Source organism: uncultured Campylobacter sp. (assembly GCF_938030685.1).
In the GTDB taxonomy this organism is placed as follows: Bacteria; Campylobacterota; Campylobacteria; order Campylobacterales; family Campylobacteraceae; genus Campylobacter_B.
Map to the genome: position 1 here is coordinate 1 of NZ_CALHHX010000176.1, position 19,287 is coordinate 19,287.

Below are 19,287 nucleotides of genomic sequence, written 5' to 3' on the forward strand. Positions count from 1 at the left end.
ATGCTAAAGCATCTACTATGGGACTTGACGCTCCTAAGCCTAGCCTAAAAGGCTCGACCGGAGTATTTGAAGCCGGCTATAAGTATGAGAGCAAAAACCTTATCTTTAGCCTAGGAGGCAAGGGCTACGTAGGTAAAACAAGAGGCGGTGCTATCAATGCAGGGTTTGAGATTATGTTTTAAATTTTAAGAGATGCGTAAGCTCTAGCTCATACATCTATAAAATCAAATCCTATACTTAAAATTTCAGGGGCGAGAGATTTCTCGCCCCTTTTTAAATTTAGATGCTACGCAGATGATCTCGTTTGCGGCGCATAAAGAGACCATCAATCTTGCAATGCAAAACGGGATAAATTTAGTAGCTCTGCTCTTATGCGATAATGATCTTATTAAATGCGCGCAGTATCCGCTCGCGTGAAATTTTATCACACCGCGGGCTCACTCTTTCTCGTGCTTGCTTGCTTGGGGTATGCAGACGCAGTCTGGATCGGGCTTTGAAAAGGCTACGTTAAATTTAAACCTAGCCGCCAGGCATAAAATGCACGCCGTAATGATCCCCACTACGGCAAAGGCATTTATACCGCTAATAGCCGCGGCTAGCCCCAAGGCGCCGCCTAGGTACATGGCGCACAAAACGAGATCCTTATCGATCTTGCCGCGAAAGATGATGGCGAAAAATAGCGCCGTCGCCACGCCGCTTACGAAGATGTTGCTCGCCGCGAAGAGATAGTTTAAAATTTCGCCGCCGAAGCTTGCTAAAAGTAGCGCGATCGCGCCGAAGCCTAGCGTAGCGATGCGGTAAATTTTTAGATCCTCGCTTCGCAAAATATCGTGCGCGAAGATGCTAGAAGCCGTGATCAAGCAGGTGTCCGCAGAGGATATGATCGCCGCCAATAGCCCCAGCATCAAAACCGAGCCCAACGATGCAGGCAGCGCGTTAAAAAGGCTTACGTTAAGCAGATTTTCGCCGCTCGTGCCGTCGGCCGCAAGGCTCATCGCGCCAAAACCTATAAAAGCGATCATTATGCTACTGATTGCGATTCCAAAAGCACCGAAGATAGAGCCTAGGATCGCCGCGCGCTCGTTCTTTGCGCTTAAAATTCTAGAAAACAGCATCGGATCAATCACGTAGCTAGTACCGATAACCAGCAGATAATATCCGATCTTGTCGTATCCGAAGGCGTCATTTTTGAGCGTAAAATTTACATTTTCAAACACCTGCGGCGAATTAAAATTTAGCCAGAGCAAAACTGCCAAAAACGCCGCGATTACGATAGCGTATTGATATACATCGCTTCTAATGACCGCTCTTTGTCCGCCCAAAATCGTATAAACGATGATGACCACGCCTCCGATGAGCAGCGAGGAGTTAAAATTTAGATCAAACGTCGAGAGTATGCGCGCGCTGGCGCTAAACTGCGCCGCTAAGATAGCGCACCACGCCACGCAAATGATGACTGCGCTAACGAGCCTGGCTCTTTTGTCGATAAAAATTTCTGCTATCTGCGCGAATGTCAGCGCTTTGCTCGCGCGTAAAATTTTTGCAATAAAAATCGCTAAAATCATCAGTCCGATCGCGCCGCTTAAAAGCCACCAAACCGCGGCAAACCCGTACTTTTGCATATTCGATACCACGCCGACCGTAGCTGCGCCGCCCACGCAGGTAGCTACTATAGAAAATGCAATCTCAAAAGCGCTCGCCTTTCTGTCCGCGACCAAAAAGCCCTCAAGGACGGTCTTTTTGCGAAATTCCAAGAAGCCTAGCAAAAGTAGAAATATGATAAATACGATTAAAATTTGCATATTTATCCTTTATAAATTTTTAATTTTACCGCATCGCGGATCGCTTCGCAAAGCGCTTGCGTATCGCTTCTGGGCGTGATGAACGGTGGCATGAGATAGATGTTTTTGCCAAACGGTCTGATCCAAACGCCCCTTTTTACGAAAAACTCCTGCAGCGCCTCTACGTCCACCGCCTCCTTCATCTCTACGACGCCGATAGCGCCCAAGGTGCGAACGTCCGCCACGCCGTCTAAGCTCCTGCACTCTTTCAAGCCCTCTTGCAGGTCGGAGTGGATTTGCGCGACCTTTTGCGCCGTGTCCTGCGCGCATAAAATTTCTAAATTTTTAAGCGAAACGGCACAAGCTAGAGGATTTGCCATGAAGGTCGGTCCGTGCATCAAAACACCGCCGTTTCTGCTCACGCCGTGCGCGATCTTTTCGTTCGTCAAAACAGCCGCAAAGCTCATAAATCCGCCGCTTAGCGCCTTGCCTATGCAGATTATGTCGGGTACCGCGTCGCAGTATTCGTATGCAAATACCCTGCCCGTGCGCCAAAAGCCGGTGGCGATCTCGTCAAAGATGAGCACCGCGTCCGCTTCGTCGCACAGCTCGCGGAGACGGTCCAAAAATTTCGGATGGTAAAACCACATCCCGCCGGCTCCCTGGACGATGGGCTCGATGATGATCGCTGCGATCTCCTCTTTGTTTTCTTTAAAAATTTTAGAAATTTCATCCGTGCTAGATGGGTCAAACGGCGCGTCAAATCGACAGCTCGGGCGCGGCGCAAAAATTTGACGCGCCAAGATACCGCTAAATAGCGAATGCATGCCGGTGACCGGATCGCAAACGCTCATCGCGCCGAACGTATCGCCATGGTACCCGCCTCTGACGGTTAAAATTTTACTCTTTTTAGGCGAGACGTTTTGCTGATAGCAGATCGCGGCCTTTAGCGCGACCTCGACCGCTACCGAGCCGCTGTCCGCGTAAAAGATGCGATCAAATTGCGGCAACATCGAGAGTAGCTTTTTGCCTAAATTTACCGCGGGCGCGTGGGTAAGCCCGCCGAACATCACATGAGAAAATTCCTTCATCTGCGCGGTCGCCGCGGCATTTAGCGCCTCGCTGCCGTATCCCTGAACGGCACACCACCAAGAGCTCATCCCGTCGATCAGCGCGCCCTGCGTCGTGTAAATTTTATTGCCTTCGGCGCGGAGCACGCCGTGCGCCTTAAGCGGATGCGTCGCGGAAGTGTAGGGGTGCCAAAGATGCTTCGCATCGAAGTTTAGATCAATGGGGCTTGTGTTTGAAGCGCTCATAGGCGGCGCGGCGCGGCTACTTTTAATTTCATCCTCTTGTTTGCGGATCTGCGCTGCGACCAAAGCGCAGCGAGCATCGCTATTTTTAGAATTTTCATCTAAATTTGCGCTCCTTTGCCCGCTTTGCGCCGCATCCAAGGCTACCGCAGCGGTTTCGTTTAAATTTGCCGCACTCGCGTCCATCTGCGACGGATCGTTAAAATTTAGCGAGGCGATAAACTTTTCAAAAGAGCGCGCAGCGGCGGCAAAGTCGTCCTTTTGGAATTTACGTAGCGATATGACGGGTATGCCTTTGAGCTTGCTTTTCAGATACGCTGCGTTCGATACGCAAATTTTGTCCTTTTCGTCGGTGAAATTCAGAACAAGCGCCGCGATTTTAAGCCCGTGCGAGCGCAGGACATAGACGCTGCAAAGTGCGCTGTTTATCGCGCCCAGCTCGTTTTTACAGACCAAAACGATCGGCGCATCTACCGCTCTCATCACGTCCAAAAAGCTCTCGCGCGGATTTAGCGGCACGAAAATACCGCCCGCGCCTTCGATCAGCGTGATTTCACACTGCGCCGAATGAGCGTCGATAAATTTTAAAATTTCATCCGTCTTGATCTCGCGGCGCTCCAAACTCGCGCTGTAATGCGGCGAAGCCGGGAATTTAAACGCATAAATCGGCGCAATGTCGCTATCTGCGTTTACTTTAGTATACTCGCTTACATCCGGCGCGATTAGCACGCCGTCACGTATCTCGCATCCCGTCTGCACGGGCTTTAACGCGATTGCTGTGCGACCGCTTTGCAAAAACGCCCGCAAAAGCGAAGTCGTAACGAATGTCTTTCCTACCTCCGTATTCACGGCGGTTATAAAAAATTTCAATTTCGCTCCTTAAAAGCCTATCATAACTGAAATCAAATAGCGGCGTTGAAAAGAGGTACCGCACTAAACCCAAGCGAATGTCGATCGCAGGTAAAGTAGGGCGGTCGACAAAAAGGACAAAAACATATAAAAGAAAAGATCCCCGCAAAGTAAGGCATGGCGCAGGAAGCGCAAATTTGGATGTATTATAAAATTTTAGCCTTTGCGGTTACAGATTTCATTTTGAGTTCGTAAATTTTCATGCGCTTTAATGATGCTCTGGAGGCGAACTCCACGCGCGACATGTAGTTTGGGGTGTATTTTTCGCATAGTATCCGCAGGGCGTAAATTTTACGCTCATCATCTTCTACTTCGCTTGCTTCGCAAACGGCGATCGCGCTGCGGTACTCCGTCGTATAAACTCTAGAGCCTAAAGCGGCAGCGTCGTTTGCGATAGATCGGAATTCTTCGTCGCTTGGGGTAGGAACGCGGTTATAGCTAACAAAAACTGCCGTTACCGCGCGTCCGCTTTGAAAGAGTTTCGCCTTTGTGCCGGCAGGCGCGCCGTGGATATAAATAATGTCTGCATCGCGCACCGGCGAGATAGGCACGCTAAAAATTTCGCCGCTATCGTCTATGCAGCTAAGCGTAGCATACTCGCTCTCGTCGATGATTTTTAACGCCTCATCTTCGCTTAGCTGCCTATCTCGTCTGCGCATTTAGTCCATCTGGTTTCGTAGGAATGCGGGCTCGTCGAGCTCGTCGTAGGTTTCGTCCCCGTTAAAATCGCCGCTACTTACCTTTTGCCTAGAAAAGATAGAATTTCGACCCATGCTCTCTAAAAGCGCCTTTCTGCGATCCGCTACATTATCGCTGGCGACCTGCTTTTTTTCCTCGACGCTCCTTTCAAAGCCGGTGGCAATGAGAGTAACTTCGACGCGGTTGTTTTCCATCTTAGGATCGGTGGTAGTGCCCCAGGTAACGTCGGCATCCTTATCTACGGTATCTTCGATGATATTCATCGCAGATTCGATCTCAAGCAAGGAGCAATCAGGCGACATCTTAAAATGCACCAACACGCCCATAGCGCCGTGAATGGAGGTATTATCCAAAAGCGGAGATTGGATCGCACTTTTTAGCGCTTCTTCCGCCGCGCCATCACCCTCGCTAACGCCGATACCCATCAGCGCTAGGCCGCGGTGAGTCATTACTTTTTTAACGTCGGCATAATCGACGTTGATATCGCTATCGCCCGATTCTAAGATCACGGAGATCATGCCGTTTACGGCTTGGAATAGGACATTATCTACGATCTTAAAGGCATCTTTTAGGCCGGTTTTTTTATCGATGATCTTCAATAAATTTTGATTTGGGATAACGATTATGGAATCGCACTCTTTTTTAAGCTCTTCAAGACCCTCTTGTGCTAATCTCATGCGCTTTTTACCCTCAAAACCGAAAGGGGTAGTAACGACGCCGATAGTTAGCGCTTTTTTCTCTTTCGCAGCTTTTGCAACGATAGGTGCAGCGCCCGTACCAGTACCGCCACCTAGACCGGAGCCCACGAAAACGATGTCGGAGTAATCCAAGCGGTCTTTAAGATCGTCATAGTTCTCCTCCGCAGCCATCTTAGCAAGCGCTGGATCCATACCGCAGCCAAGGCCTTTGGTGGTGTTTTCGCCTAGTAAAATTCTAGTATTTGCGATCGACTTTTCTAACGCCTGTGCGTCGGTGTTAGCCACCATAAGCTCAACGTCGGTTTTGGTAAAACCCTCGCGAATCATATGATTGATCATATTGCATCCGCCGCCGCCGACGCCGATAACCTTCATCTTGGCACCGTAGATGCCCTTTCTTTCTTCCATACTATATCCTTTCACGAGTATCTCCTTAGCTTAAAATTTAAAACCAATTTTTCATAGATGACCAAATTTTATTGAAAAAATTCTGTCCGTCTTTTTTGGGAAGTTGGATATTTAGATCCTCCTTCTTAGCCGCACCGCTATCCGCTCTGACGCCCTCTTTTTCTATCGCCTTGCTGACCTCTTTTTCATAATATTCGTTCACATTTCGTTTCGGAGCCTTGTTTATAACTTCGTCTTTGTAGCGGAGTTTGCCGTTAGAGTCCATCTCGTAAGGGGTGAATTCGCCGAAACCATACATGCAAAGTCCTAGTGCGCAAGAATTTGAAATATCATCAGCAATCTCGTGTAGACCGCCTACGCTTTTTGCTCTTGCAACCCTAACGGATGTGTTATCAAAAACTATCGCCGCTAAATCGCGCACATCGTCTAGCTTCGCCATACCGCCCGTGATTACGATACCTGCGCCTATGCGGTCTTTATAGCCGCTTCTTTCGATCTTATCGGCTATCATATCGAAGGTCTCTTTAACGCGAGCAAGGATGACTTGAGAGATGATCTCAAGGCTTATGATGTGGTTTTCTGACTCGCTATCTCCTAAAGCAGGCAATTCAACTTCGCTATTGCCTTGATTAATTAGATCGTTATAGGTAATTTTAATATTTTCCGCATATGGAAGCGGCGTGTGCAGAGCGCGCGATAGATCGTTAGTAACGTTATTAGAGCCAAACATCACAACATCGTTATAACGCAAGGAATTCCCCAGGTGGATGACTATATCACATGTAGCGCCGCCCATGTCAATCAGCACTACGCCGAGCTCTTTTTCGTCCTTGCTAAGCGTAGATATGGATGATGCGTAGCCTGAAAGGACGATGTTATCTACCTTTACTCCCGCCATCTCTACGGATTTTTTCAAATTTTTAATCGAGCTTTCGGGAGCGATAACGATATGCGTGGATACCTCTAGACGCGTGCCACTCATACCAAGGGGGTCTTCGATGTGTTCCTGCTCATCAACCCTAAAATCATACGGAAGTACATGCAAGATTACGCTATCGCTAGGCACGTTAGCCTGAGCTTCGGCAACCTGCATAGCGCGCTTTATTTCATCCAGCCCGATCTCGTTTTCCATGGTTATGACACCGCGAGATTTGACGCTTTTGGCATATGAGCCAGAGATCGATATAATGGCTTTATCATAGCTTCTACCAGCGCCTTTTACCGCTGCTTTCACCGCCTGTTTTATTGAGCCCGCGGCTTGCTCTATGTTTGTTATGACGCCCTTTTTGATACCTAAAGTATCGGCTCCGCCAACGCCTAAGACCGTAAAAATGCCATCATTTTTAGCGATTATCGCGCGAATTTTAGTTGAGCCTATATCTAGACCTAAAATATACTCACTCACTGTCTTTACCTTTAAAATATCTTTCGGTTTTATAGCGCTTTTCTAGCATTTTGGTTAAATCGTCTTGTAGATTGGAATTTAATAACGCAGTTATCCTATCGGCTACGATCGTTTTTTCTTTATCTATCTCTTCGCTGCTGCCCAGGCTCTGCTGTGAAATTTTATACACTACGGCTTTGTTATCAAACATCACTATCCCTTCTTTGGCAGGCTTATTAAACATATCGATAAGAAATTTATAAAATTCGTCATCGCTTAGCTTGGTGTTGTTTTTACTACTTAGAGATAAGGTGCCGAAATCTTCGCCTTTAAAATTTTTAAGCGCATCTTGAGCTCTTTTTTCAAGTAGCTCTTTACGTTTTTTCGTTTCAAATTCTTTAGAAGCCAAAGACTTAGCCTCTTCAAAGCTCATCTGCCTAGGCTGTTCTACACCGTTTAGTTTAGCAATCAAATATCCGCCTTTGTACTCGAAAGGCTTGATGACATCTCCTGGCTTTGCAACTTCAATCTCAGATATTGGAAAATTGCTAGCCGTAGCGACTATGGTTTCATTAGTATCAAGCTTGCCTTTTTTGATCTCCAAATAATCCTTTGTAGCGTCTTTTTTAACCTGATCCATTCGGTAATCTTTTAAGACATTAGGTTTGGCTTCTGCAAAATCCAATAGTTTATCATCCAGGCTTCTATACTCGCCTCTGTGTTCTTCATAAAATTTACTTAGTTCGGTCTCATTCACATCGGCATTGCTAGGCGCTACGAAATAGGCTCCTAAATTATATTTTTTCTCCGTCATAAAGCGCGATTTCTCGCCTTCCCAGAATTTTTTCAACTCATCGTCGCTAAAGGTAACGTTAGCGTCTGCATAGATGATCTCGGCCGATACTTTATCTTGCATCAGTTGCGATGCTGCAAATGCTTCTACGATCTTAGGGTTAGGCGTTATTTTTAGCGCTTTGCCGAGCTTTTCTAAAGTTAGGACCTTTTGTAGATTGCGCTCAAATTCCTTTTTAGTAAGTCCGGAATTTTTTACTACGTTGTTGTAAAGTTCCTTACTAAATGCGCCATTTTCTTGGAAATTTGGCGAGTTCAGTACAAATTCCGCCACATCTTTATCACTAGCCTGAACACCTAAGTCTTTAGCAAAATTTAGAAAATATGCCTCACCGATTAGCTGATCTACTGCAATCTGATCTAGATGCATATTTTTGGCTTGTTCTTGAGTAAATTGCCCATCGCTCATAGCGTTTAATCTATTGTATAACTCGGTTGATTTTATCTTATATTCTTGATTGGTTATGGAAATCTGCCCTACTCTAGCGATTGAGCCTGCGCGGTTAGCGTTCATATCATATGCGCCCCAGCCGACGAAGCCTGCGCCCACGAAGGCTATCGTGCTTATCCAGATCGTCGGTATAAGCGACTTCTTATGCTTTTGCATCCATTCTATCATCTAAATCCTTAAATAGCTAACTAAAGAAAATTTTTGTTAGTAATTATACAGATAAAACCTTATGTAAGGCTGAAAAATAGGCATTTTTAGCGAATTATAACGCGTTAGTAAATGATTTGGTATACATTAATCTTAGCTTAGCAAAAGCAGCTTTGAACTCATTTCTAAAATCGCTATTTTTTTTGCCATTTGCTGCGCGCTCCTTGCATGGGCAAAAACCCCATAGCCGCGAATCACCATTATATCGCTATTTTCATTTATCATATAGTTACAAATTTCGTACGGCGCGCGCTCGTGCCAGTCGTCGTAGTTCTTAGGATCGTAAATTTCAATGCGCTTAAATTTGCTCACCCCAAAGTAATCTCGCGGCAAAATAAAATCATGCTCCAGCGTATATGCGACGAGATATGGTGGTGTCGCGTAGGTTACGAATTTCGCCTCTTTTATATTTTTGTAAATATTTATATGTATATCGCTATCGATGCTAGCATCCTGCCAGCGGTAGTCTTTTTTTGAAAACAGCGTTATAAAATCATCCCTATCCAGGCTATCGAAAATCGCGTCTTTTTTGTTGATCAAAAATTGGTTTTCTTTAATTTTTGCTGAAATCGAGCCGTGAAAGATCCCAAAAAGCCTATCTCTAAACATCGAAAGCGAAATTTTGCGTAAAATTTCATAATAATACTCGTCCATCTCTCGCCTTTATAAAAAATTTCGCTATTATATAGGATTAGAAATTTCAAAAGGATAAATTCAGGTGCAAGCTCCACATATTCCGGTACTTTTTTCGCAAACGATCGCCGCATTTTCGCAGCTTGAGGACGGCTACGTTATCGACTGCACACTAGGCTACGGAGGGCACAGCGAGGGCATTTTGACCGCTAATCCGCGCCTTAAGCTTATCGCTTGCGACAGAGATGCCGAAGCGATAGAATTTTCGCGCGAGCGGCTTAGTAAATTTAAAGATCGCATAGAAATTCACAAAGCAAAATTTAGCGAAATTTTAGAAATTCTGCCCGAGCAAAAGCTCCGCGCAGTTCGCGGGATATTAGCCGACATCGGCGTTTCATCTCTTCAGCTGGATAAAAACTGCCGCGGCTTTTCCACTAAAAGCGACGCGCTGGATATGCGAATGGACGCGGGCGCGGCGCTTGATGCGGCGTATGTCGTAAACCGCTACTCGCAAGCGGATCTGGCGCGCATTTTCCGCGAATACGGCGAGCTAACAAACGCTAACGCAATCGCTGCTAAAATAGCTACTGCGCGGACTAACGCACCACTAACAAGCGCTAAAGCTTTGGCAAATTTAATCGGAACGAAGCCCGTTAAAGGGCGCAGCATCAGCACGGCTACGCTAGCGTTTCAGGCGATCCGCATCGAGGTAAACGACGAGCTTGGCGAACTAAAGCGCCTGCTCGCGCTCATTGAGCAAAAATCGCGTGATTCAATTCTAACTAATGCAACTGTCGCTATAATCTCGTTTCATTCGCTTGAAGACCGCATAGTAAAGGAGCGATTTAGAGCGTGGGAGCGCGATTGCGTCTGCCCTAGCGAGTTTATGCGCTGCGAATGCGGCGGCGGGCATTCGTTAGGCAAAATCCTAACCAAAAGCCCTATAACGGCAGATGCGCAGGAACTCGCGCAAAACTCGCGAGCAGCGAGCGCAAAGCTAAGAATTTTTCGACTGAAATAACCGCCTTTGCTTGCTATGAATTTTAAATTTTGACGAAATTTTGTAAAATTTATAGATTTGCAGGCATTAAATTTTAAAATTTTATGGAATTTTAAAATTCAGCTTTCAAAGATTCGCTTTAAAATTTATGATATTTTCAGCGTTATTTCAAACGCGCAATGTCTAAATCATAAAATTTAACGTTGAATTTTACGCTATATTTAACGTATAATTTTATGAGATTTAGTTGCTGCATATTTTAAAAACTAAGTGGCAACATAGATATAAAACCGAGCAAAAGTTAAAATTTGGCGCCTAAAGCAAGCGGCATAATGCCAAATCTAGTCCTTTGCTTTAACGAAATTTTGTAAGCGAGCAGTAGTTTGTAGTTTCATCGACCTTTAGATGATAAAGCCTATCTTGCAAGCGATATCCTTCGCTTAGCGTTTTAAGGCGCATCGAAGACGCAGTAAAAATTTTAAGCGGTTTTTCAGATGATTTGACAAAATTTTATAAATAGTCAATCTCGGTAAAGTGAGCTCTATTTTTACCTGTCAAAATGAATTTCCCAAAGAGGCGGTGTAAATAGGCAAAGATATTAAAATTTCGCTTGCCAAGATAGAATTTTGCAGATAGATAGCGGATGAAGTAAATGAAATTTCGCCGTAAATGCAAAAACTATCAACGTAAAAATTTTAAACTAGATATCGGAATTTAGAGCATATAACTCTACTGCCAATATAAATTTTGCAAGCCGGCAGCGTATAAAAAATGGGTAAAATCAGCATAATTCTGCTCGCTACGGCGGAATTGATCTTTACCTAAATTCCACGAGCCTGCCGGTGCAAAGAGCCAGATAAATAAACGAAATAGCCCGTTAAAGTAAAATTTTGCTTTTGCTTGCCAAGATAGAATTTGGCAAGTTAAGATAAAATTCCATTTACCGAGGTAAAATTGCAAAGAAGAATTTTGCCCGTAACTTTGACTTTTAAATTTTACCTTAACGGCTCATTGCTGGGTACACGCGAGCTGCGGACTTCGAGCTGAATTTATCTTGACGCAGGCGCCTTGGCGGCGAGTAAAGATAAGATCGTGGTTTTAAATTTATGGAGATTTTAAATGAACAAATATGAATATTTTGCCGACGACGATGACGGGCACGACTTCGCAGGGACATCTGATCTAGCGGGCATAGAGCTTGCAAAAAGACGAGCTATGGAGGATCTGACGGATGAGGAGCTAGAGGATAAGCTTGCCGCGGATCTTTCCGTAAAACGAAACTACGCGGGCACAGCGGGCGGTTACGACGATTTTACTAGCTTGGGATTCGAAAGTTCAGGCTTTACAAACACCCAAAACTACCTAAATTCAGAAAGCGGCGGAACAAAATTTAATAAAAGCAACAAAGCAAAATTTAAAGGACGCGACGACACAAATCTTTTAGCCAATCGAGGCAGCGAAAAATCCGCAACCGGAGCGAGCTACGGCGATTTCGCAGGCGCCAATTTTGTCGGCAAGGCGGATTACGCGGCGTTTGCGGGTGCGAACTTTACAGGCACGCAAAATCAAAATTACGCGGATATGGGCGCGCATGATTATGCAAGCCTTGCTGAAGGACGCGGTTACGGCAGTTTCGCGGGCGCACAAGACGAGCTACTACGCAACTACGATGCCGAGAAAAAAAAGGAGAAAAATCTCACGCTTTATCAGCTTTTAGTCGTTTATCTGCTGATCGGATTTGCGTTTTTGCTGACGGTGCCGGCGATTTACATCCGCAACGAAATTTATTACATCAGCCGCGACATCGCCGCGCTTCGCACCAAGCACGAGGTTTTACTTGAAGAAAATCGCGCGCTTAACAACGACATCGAATATCTACGCTATAAAAATGAAATTTTAGATCCGCAAAGTGTGCAAGAAAATGGGCGCTGATGGGATTTTGCTCGCGGCGTTTGCGTTTTTTGCTGCGCTAGTGCTTGCCCTGCTGATCGCGCTCGTGCTACAAAACCGCCGTATAAGCGACGCAAACTCCGCGCTTAGCGAGCTTTTAAGCGAAAGGCTCACGGCTCAAAGTGCGAGAGCAAGTGCCGAGCTTTTTAAGCTAAATCAAAGCCTAAACGACGGCTTTAACGATAAGCTATATTATCTTAATAGATCCCTAGGCGAGGGGTTGCAGCGCCAAAATAGCGCGCTTAGCGAGAATTTAAGCTCGCTGGATCGCGGCTTTAAGGACATAGCGGAAAATCTAGCGCGAATGAGCGAGCAAAATAAAACTTCACTTCAGGTGCGTGATGAAATCGCAAGGCTAAACGCGATTTTAGGCAACGTCAAGCTGCGCGGCAACTTCGGCGAGTACCAATTAGAGAGAATTTTATCGATGATTTATGGGCAAAACGCCGCGTTTTACGAGCTGCAAAAGCACCTACCAAACGGCAAGGTCGCAGACTGCGCGCTACATATCGCAAAAGAAAAAATTCTTTGTATCGACTCAAAATTCCCACTTCAAAGCTATGAAAAGATCATCGCCGCCTCCGCCTCAAACGACGCCGCAGCGCTTGCTAGTGCGGATAAGCAACTCGCCACTGATATGAAAAAGCACGCCGCAGATATCGCGGAGAAATACATCATACCGCCTCTTAGCACGGAGTTTGCGGTGCTATTTGTACCCAGCGAAGCGGTTTTCGTCTATGTCTGCGAGAAGCTGCCACAGGTACTTGAATACTGCGCGCAAATCGGCATTTTTGCGGCATCGCCCACGACGCTACTGGCGCTTTTAGGCACGATCCGCACCTTCGTAAAAGACGAGGCGCTCGCGCAAAATATAAAATCGGTAAAAGATGAAATTTACGCGCTAAAATCGGACTTTGAGGCGCATGCTAAGTATGCGACGTCGCTTCAAACATACGCAGATAAGCTCGCTGCGCAAGCGGAGCTTTTAAACAAAAATGCAAAATCTCTAAAAGCCCGCTTTGAGCGTTTTAGCGAGCTGTAAGGCGGGCAAACCAGCACAATGCGGCTTGGAGTGCTTTAGCAAGCTTACAACGCGGCGGCATTTTGAGCGGCTAAATTATCGACAAAGGCGCCTTAAGTTCCGCCTCTCATAAAGCTTTAGCTTTTGCATTGTAAGCTTGCACGGCTTTCTAAAATTATCGCTGGGCTACCTATTTTGTGTATTCGGTGTTTATTCGGAGTAAAATTTCAAAAACGGACGCGAATCTCAAAACATACGCCGTATTTAAAAAAATGGAAAGATTAGACGCGCAATCTTACGCGGCGGCAAGATGAAATTTTAAGTTCGACGCGGCGCCAAAACACACAAAATTCTCTTGCGAAATCGTAAAATTCTAAAATTTCTCGGCAAAAATCAAAGCCATAGCACTGCAAATTCGCCAAATACCTTCGCGCTAAAAACCCAAAAAATCTCGCTGCTATAGTCTCAAAAAACCGCGTATCTTAAAATTCTGCGAGCAAACTGAAATTACCAAGCGCCTCAAAACCGCATACGCAAGCGAAAAAATCGCACTGCACCTTAAAGCTACCCTAACGATCTCGTTTTACCGCTCTTATACGCCGCGAAAATCGCGCAGCAGGTCGAAAACCGAGTGATAGGATTTTTGAAACCTGATTTTACGATCGATCCAAGCGCCTAGGCGCTGATCAAATCTACGCGACGGAATTTTGAGGCTACAAGGCTTTAGTGGACGCATAAACGGGCACAGCAACCAACTCCACTTGACGGAATTTTTGAGCGCGACTTCGCAACTTCAAGGCTTCGCGCCGATTCAATTAATAAATCGCGCGCACCTTAGCCAATGCGCGAGTATGTGGCACCCTCATATGATTCTGCAACTTGACGCGCTAACGCACCAAGCTAAATAAGGACATGAAATAGGCATCGTACCCATGCTTCACACCGCGACTTTGTATCGCTAGAGCCAAGCGTACGTAATAAATTTTAAATGCTTTTTGTTTCGCATAAAATTTTCAATAGTTTTTAGAGATTTTATAAAATTTTGAGCATTTTGCGCTGCTGCGCCGCGCCACACTTATACCAAATCACGCTCAGTCTGCGCCGCCTATTTATCGGTCGCGCAATTTTCGTTGTAGTAGGCAATGGTGCGCTCGTACTCGTCGTAAGTCTGTATATAATCGTTCGCAACGCTTGGGTTTGCATATCGATCCTCGACCGCCAAGAGCTCCGCCTCAAGCTCTTTGTAGCGCTCATAAACCTCTGCACAAGCGCGATCGTGAGCGTCGCCTTGCAAGATTACTGACTTATCAGGACCTGCACTCGCGCAGCCTCCGAGCCCTAAAACGATGGCGCAAAACGCGCCGCATAAAATTAAGCTTTTCAAAATTTTTTCCTTATTCCAAGCAAATAAATTCAGCGTAAAAAGAGGTGTGGTTATAAGCCGAGTTCCGTTACAGCGGTCATTTATCTAGACCGATTTTTGCAAATCGGTTCGAGCGAACGGTTCGAATATAAGACGAAACCACCCGTTCTTGCTGCAGGTTGGGTTTGCATTGCCGCTCGTGTCTCCACGCGCGCGGTGGGCTCTTACCCCGCCCTTTCACCCTTACCGCTTGCGCGGCGGTTTGCTTTCTGTTGTACTTTCCCTAGGGTTGCCCCCGGCGTCCGTTAGACGCAACCTTGTCTTATCGCAGCTCGGACTTTCCTCTCCTTGCGGAGCGACCGCACGCCACACCCGAGCGCAATTATAGCTTTTTTGGCTTAAATTTCGTCGCATCTCAGGGATCGTTCGTACCAGACAAAAAAATCGTCGTTCTAAATTTACACGAACTTGCGCGGAGAAATTTCATATTTCGTCTCAAAACCACGGTTTTAAATTTAAGCAAAGATTGATGATTCAGCGATATAATTTATCAAAATTCTATAGCAAGGAGCGGGCTAGATGGTAGAAATTTTGCAGAAAAACGACGATTTGTTAGCGAATATCCTAGCGGATGCGAAAGAATTGGTAAAAAATTTCTCGCAACTATCCGAGTCGGATGAGAAATTTAAAGATTATTACAGAGAGATTACCGATGCGGGGCTTTTATTTTTTCGTCTGCATGAGAAATTTCATAAAGAATTCCCCGAGCTAAAAAACTGCAAGATAAAAGAGTGTAAAAAATAATCTAAATTTGCTTTATATTTTCAAAAGGCGGATCGATTAAAATTTCGGTGCGGCAAAAACAGATCGTCGCGAAATAGAATTTTATAAAATTTTATCTACGGCCGAGCAGAATAAAATTTTAAATTTTAATTCTATGATTTAGACAAAGCGGCGCGCTTACTGCGATGAAATTTTACGAAATTTCATAAAATTTCATCGCCGCATAAATTTAAATCCACGCAGTTGGTTTTAATATTTCGCAAAATTCCACGCGGTGCGGCGCGGCGCGGTTTGACGTGGGGCGCGGCGACGTAGCGCAAGTGCGGCGTGAACCTCCTCATTCTGCGGCGCCGTTTGACGCGGCATGAGCCCTACTCCGCGGCTCGATACGGCTCAATCCTCGTCTGTCGCGGTGCCTTTGAATATATCTCGGTGCAAAATTTCTTCCAAAACGACCGTCGCGTAAGAGCCTTTCGGCAGGTAAAAACTAAAGCTAAAATGCGCATTTTGCGCATCGTAGGCGTGCTGTACGCGCTCCATAAAACTCCACGCAAACCTGCGCGAGCCGTTCATCTGTGCCTCAAACTCGCGAGCGGGCGCAAAAATCTCATCTTCAAATCTGCCGCCAAGTTCGCTAGCTCGCAGCTTAGCTCGCCCCACGATAAGGCCTGCACTCGTGATTTCTCGCCTCGCAAACCGCTCGCACTCCGCGCCAAGATCGTCGCAACTAAAAAACGCGCCATACGGAAAGTGTCCTAAAATCTCACCCCTTAAAAGCTTGAAAAACTGCGGTTGAGCCGCGATCTCGCGCGCCTCCTCCTTGCTTAGTCCGTAAATTTTAGCAAACTCGCCAAGGCCAAATTCCGCTGCAAATTTTGAAATTTCGACCCGCTTGCTAAGCCAGCGATTGAAAAGCTCGCTCTGATAGGCGCTGATTAGAAAGTCGCGCATTTTGGGGTTTTTAAGCCACCTCTGTCCGCGCAGCACCTCCTCGCCCTGCGCCGCGTTGTCGCCGAACTTGCCGAAGCGCTGATAGCCGAAGTAGTTCGCAAAGCCCTCGCGCCCTAGTGTATCTAGCGCGGCTGCGAGCTTAACGGCGTCGGGCGGCAGGACCTTTTTTAGGCGGATGAAAAAGTCGTTGCCCTTTAGATGCCCGATTTTAAGCTTGTTTTTGTGCCTTTGCACGCTTAAAATTTTAAGGCTCTCGTGCGAAAATCCGCCCAGCGCGGGCTCAAATTTAGCAGGCATACTAACGTGCTGCGTCGTAAGGCCTTGTTTGTCTTTAAGCCCCGCGTAGCCGAACTCGCGCATCTTAGCTCCCGTGCGTTCGCTTAAAATCCGCAACGCCTCGTGCGTACTAATGCCCTTTTTTTGCAGCAGCAAAATGCAGTGCTCGCCCTCACCGCTAGGCTCGTAAAGCGGTACTTCGCGCACGACGAAATCGCTTGAGTTTTTACTAAAATGCGCATTTATCGGCGCGTGATTTAAGGTGTATAAATTTTTCATAGCCCGCCTTTGCGTTAATCTAAGGCGCAATTTTATAAAATTGAGCCTAAAAAACTCATTATTAAGGCAAATTCTAGTATCATTCGCCATAAAAAAAGGATGAAAAATGCTAATCAGGCTCTTTCGCTTCGACCCCCGCTGCGACGTCACGAGCTACTTCAAGCCCTATATTTATGAAAGCGCGCCCTTTGCCGATCTTGTGGCACTGCTTGACGACATCTGCGCGCACGATCCCTATTTCAGCGCGCAGGGGGTGGAATTTGTAAAAATCAGCGGCACCACCGTAAGCGTAAAAGAGCTGCTAGATACGCTCATAGCGCACTTTGGAAGCGAGCTAATCATCGCTCCTCTTAGCGAAAAAGAGGCGATTAAAGATCTGCGCTGCGAGCCGAGGGCGTTTTTGGATAAATTTAAAGCCTTTGAGAGCATCGCGGACGCTGCTGATTTCGAGTTTTACAAAAGCCTCGCGCCCTATTTTTACTCGACGAAAATCCCCGCATGCTCGCAGGAGTTTTTAGGCAACAGCGCCTTTATCTTCGCGCACCGCCTGATGCAGACGCACCCTAGCGAGCGCATGAGGATTTTGGAGATCATCGAGCCGCAAATGGCGTATTTTACGAAGTGCGACGCCGTGGGGATGGAGTTTGACGACCGCGCGGCATACAGAGCGTTTTGCGATATTTTAAAATTTGAGCCTGCGCGCAGCAATAAAATTTTAAGCGCGCAGAGCATGACGGAATTTGACGCAGCGGGCGCGAAGCACGATTTTAGCGGCTTTAACGTCGCCGTATGGTACGACGAGGCTGCGGAGGAGCTGGCTAGCAGGCTGGGCGCGCAGATCGTGCACTTTGAATGTGAAGGTGCGCCGCTTGGAGCGCAGATATATGAGCGCGAGCGGGAGTGCGCGCTGCGGCTGGGGGGCGAAATTTTATTTGACGCGTTTGATAGCGGAAGCGATTTTTTGCTAGTAAATTCCAAGCTCGCGCTTGATTTTTTAGACGGCAGAAGCGATGAAATCCAAAGGCTTTTCGGCAGAGGCCTCGCGGGCTTTTATCTAATTACGACGGATGAGCTCATCGCTCTAGCTCGCGGCGAGAGGCCCGACTTTTCGGCACGCAAACTAAAGCCGACGCTGATTTAAGCAAACGTAGTTTTAAAATTTATCCTATTATGGCGGTAAAATTTTAAATCGACTGCATATTTATGATAGGCTAAAGCAAATAGTTTTCTTAATCGCAGGCGGTTTATCCTATACTATTTCTTTAATTCGGCATTTGCTTGTTTTGTCTTGTGACTCGTATGTTGTCCTTTGCTATAAATTAACTATTAAGCTTGCCTTTAATTTCTCTTTTGGAGTAAAATTTTTCAGCCCAACTCCGCCACCGCCATATATGCTTAAAATTTTTCTCAAAATATCTATAATTTCATCGCTGGTTGTATTCTCGGCATCTGTTTTTATATCGTGAAGCTCATAAATAATTCTATGCGGATCGCCAATCGTTTCATCATTAAAAATCCGCCTCAAGTCCAGCTCTATATCGTTACTTTTATAATGCAATAACCATATCGTTTTAGTTAAGGCATAATCCCCTATATCTCTTAAATGATCATGCGATATACGAATTAGCCAAGTGTTATTTTCTCGGTCTATACACCAATCTAATCTTTCTAGGAACCATAGACTAATTTCATCATCATCATATTTTTTGCGTATTTTGTTTATCGTTTCCAATAAACTATATTTTTCAATATCCTCTTTTGAAATACGCTCTGTAACAAACGCCACCTTATCCCCTTTGCTTTAAATTTTTGATATAAAAGTTACTTGAATATTTTCTCTGGGGATAGAATCTATTATAGCCCCTCTTTTAAACTCATTTAAAATTTCTTTTAAAATATCTACAATCTCTTGTTTTGGTATATCCCCGATATCGCTTCTTATAGATTCCAGTTCATATATTAGTATAAACGGATTATCCGTATCTTTTTTACCGGTATATTCATTATGTATATTCCTCAGATCGATTTCTATATCTTTACCCTTGTAGTGCAAGATCCATATATCTTCGCCGCTATAGTTCATATCTCTAGGATCTCCGATAGTGATACTACATATTGGAAAAAGCCAAATACCTCTTTCTCGATCTATGCACCAACTTCTTGAATTTAAATCTACCCAATCAAGCTCACCCTGATAATACTTATTGCATATCTCATTGCATGGTTTTAGCAAATCGTATTTCTCGACATCCTCTTTTGAAATACGCTCTGTAATAAACGCCATTCTTTCCTCCTCAAGAAATTTAAAATTTTAGACCGCTTACGGGTT

The 19,287-nt window shown here is 45.6% G+C and carries 18 protein-coding genes and 1 other RNA gene; 6 read left to right on the top strand and 13 right to left on the bottom strand.

The window, feature by feature from the left end; all coding sequences use genetic code 11:
- A partial coding sequence (locus tag Q0369_RS08075; RefSeq protein WP_298098429.1) for a hypothetical protein occupies positions 1-182 on the top strand: 182 nt, incomplete at its 5' end.
- Positions 183-437: 255 nt separating this feature from the next.
- Here the strand turns inward: Q0369_RS08075 and Q0369_RS08080 are convergent.
- The 7 genes from Q0369_RS08080 to Q0369_RS08110 form a co-directional block, all read right to left on the bottom strand.
- Positions 438-1,802: a sodium:solute symporter gene (locus Q0369_RS08080; protein ID WP_298098433.1), complete on the bottom strand. Its 1,365-nt coding sequence runs from the start codon at positions 1,800-1,802 to the stop codon at positions 438-440.
- Positions 1,803-1,804: 2 nt separating this feature from the next.
- A complete protein-coding gene (bioA, locus tag Q0369_RS08085; RefSeq protein WP_298098436.1) occupies positions 1,805-3,964 on the bottom strand; it encodes an adenosylmethionine--8-amino-7-oxononanoate transaminase in 2,160 nt (719 codons plus the stop codon).
- Positions 3,965-4,149: 185 nt separating this feature from the next.
- Positions 4,150-4,662, bottom strand: a complete 513-nt coding sequence (locus tag Q0369_RS08090) for a pyridoxamine 5'-phosphate oxidase family protein (protein WP_298098444.1) — start codon at positions 4,660-4,662, stop codon at positions 4,150-4,152.
- A complete protein-coding gene (gene ftsZ / locus Q0369_RS08095) occupies positions 4,663-5,823 on the bottom strand; it encodes a cell division protein FtsZ (RefSeq protein ID WP_297963201.1) in 1,161 nt (386 codons plus the stop codon). It abuts the gene before it with no gap.
- A 22-nt stretch (positions 5,824-5,845) separates the two neighbouring features.
- Positions 5,846-7,213, bottom strand: coding sequence for a cell division protein FtsA (gene ftsA / locus Q0369_RS08100; protein WP_298062956.1), 1,368 nt, complete (start codon positions 7,211-7,213; stop codon positions 5,846-5,848).
- Positions 7,206-8,663 carry a peptidylprolyl isomerase gene (locus Q0369_RS08105; RefSeq protein WP_298098447.1) on the bottom strand — a complete coding sequence of 486 codons (1,458 nt, stop codon included), beginning with the start codon at positions 8,661-8,663 and terminating at the stop codon, positions 7,206-7,208. The genes ftsA and Q0369_RS08105 overlap by 8 nt, the downstream gene beginning before the upstream one ends.
- Positions 8,664-8,795: 132 nt before the next feature.
- Positions 8,796-9,356, bottom strand: coding sequence for a class II aldolase and adducin N-terminal domain-containing protein (locus Q0369_RS08110; protein ID WP_295152874.1), 561 nt, complete (start codon positions 9,354-9,356; stop codon positions 8,796-8,798).
- 64 nt (positions 9,357-9,420) lie between these two features.
- Between Q0369_RS08110 and rsmH the strand changes: the two genes are divergently transcribed.
- From rsmH to Q0369_RS08125, 3 genes are all read left to right on the top strand, one after another.
- Positions 9,421-10,356 carry a 16S rRNA (cytosine(1402)-N(4))-methyltransferase RsmH gene (gene rsmH / locus Q0369_RS08115; RefSeq protein WP_298098450.1) on the top strand — a complete coding sequence of 312 codons (936 nt, stop codon included), beginning with the start codon at positions 9,421-9,423 and terminating at the stop codon, positions 10,354-10,356.
- Positions 10,357-11,454: 1,098 nt separating this feature from the next.
- A complete protein-coding gene (locus tag Q0369_RS11230) occupies positions 11,455-12,267 on the top strand; it encodes a hypothetical protein (protein ID WP_367178991.1) in 813 nt (270 codons plus the stop codon).
- Entirely contained in the window at positions 12,257-13,327 is a 1,071-nt protein-coding gene (locus tag Q0369_RS08125; RefSeq protein WP_298098453.1) for a DNA recombination protein RmuC, read from the top strand. Before Q0369_RS11230 ends, Q0369_RS08125 begins: the two co-directional genes overlap by 11 nt.
- A 1,084-nt stretch (positions 13,328-14,411) precedes the next feature.
- On the opposite strand, the gene Q0369_RS08130 is transcribed toward Q0369_RS08125, so the two are convergent.
- A complete protein-coding gene (locus tag Q0369_RS08130) occupies positions 14,412-14,690 on the bottom strand; it encodes a hypothetical protein (protein WP_298098456.1) in 279 nt (92 codons plus the stop codon).
- 37 nt (positions 14,691-14,727) lie between these two features.
- An RNA gene (gene rnpB, locus Q0369_RS08135) (RNase P RNA component class A) lies at positions 14,728-15,044 on the bottom strand.
- Positions 15,045-15,248: 204 nt separating this feature from the next.
- Between rnpB and Q0369_RS08140 the strand changes: the two genes are divergently transcribed.
- Positions 15,249-15,473 carry a chemotaxis protein gene (locus Q0369_RS08140; protein ID WP_298098459.1) on the top strand — a complete coding sequence of 75 codons (225 nt, stop codon included), beginning with the start codon at positions 15,249-15,251 and terminating at the stop codon, positions 15,471-15,473.
- A 182-nt stretch (positions 15,474-15,655) separates the two neighbouring features.
- Here the strand turns inward: Q0369_RS08140 and Q0369_RS08145 are convergent, their stop codons facing one another.
- Both Q0369_RS08145 and truD read right to left on the bottom strand, forming a co-directional pair.
- On the bottom strand, positions 15,656-15,793 hold the full coding sequence (locus Q0369_RS08145) for a hypothetical protein (protein ID WP_298098462.1): 138 nt from the start codon (positions 15,791-15,793) through the stop codon (positions 15,656-15,658).
- Between the two features lie 52 nt (positions 15,794-15,845).
- The gene (gene truD / locus Q0369_RS08150; protein ID WP_298098465.1) at positions 15,846-16,958 is read right to left on the bottom strand and encodes a tRNA pseudouridine(13) synthase TruD; all 1,113 of its coding nucleotides are present in this window, start codon (positions 16,956-16,958) and stop codon (positions 15,846-15,848) included.
- 106 nt (positions 16,959-17,064) lie between these two features.
- Here truD and Q0369_RS08155 point away from each other — a divergent pair, with 106 nt between their 5' ends.
- The gene (locus Q0369_RS08155; protein ID WP_298098468.1) at positions 17,065-18,099 is read left to right on the top strand and encodes a hypothetical protein; all 1,035 of its coding nucleotides are present in this window, start codon (positions 17,065-17,067) and stop codon (positions 18,097-18,099) included.
- Positions 18,100-18,270: 171 nt separating this feature from the next.
- On the opposite strand, the gene Q0369_RS08160 is transcribed toward Q0369_RS08155, so the two are convergent.
- Positions 18,271-18,744 carry a hypothetical protein gene (locus tag Q0369_RS08160; RefSeq protein ID WP_298098472.1) on the bottom strand — a complete coding sequence of 158 codons (474 nt, stop codon included), beginning with the start codon at positions 18,742-18,744 and terminating at the stop codon, positions 18,271-18,273.
- A gap of 15 nt (positions 18,745-18,759) precedes the next feature.
- Positions 18,760-19,242 (bottom strand): hypothetical protein, encoded by a 483-nt coding sequence (locus Q0369_RS08165; RefSeq protein WP_298098475.1) that lies wholly within the window; start codon positions 19,240-19,242, stop codon positions 18,760-18,762.
- Between the last annotated feature and the right edge of the window lie 45 nt (positions 19,243-19,287).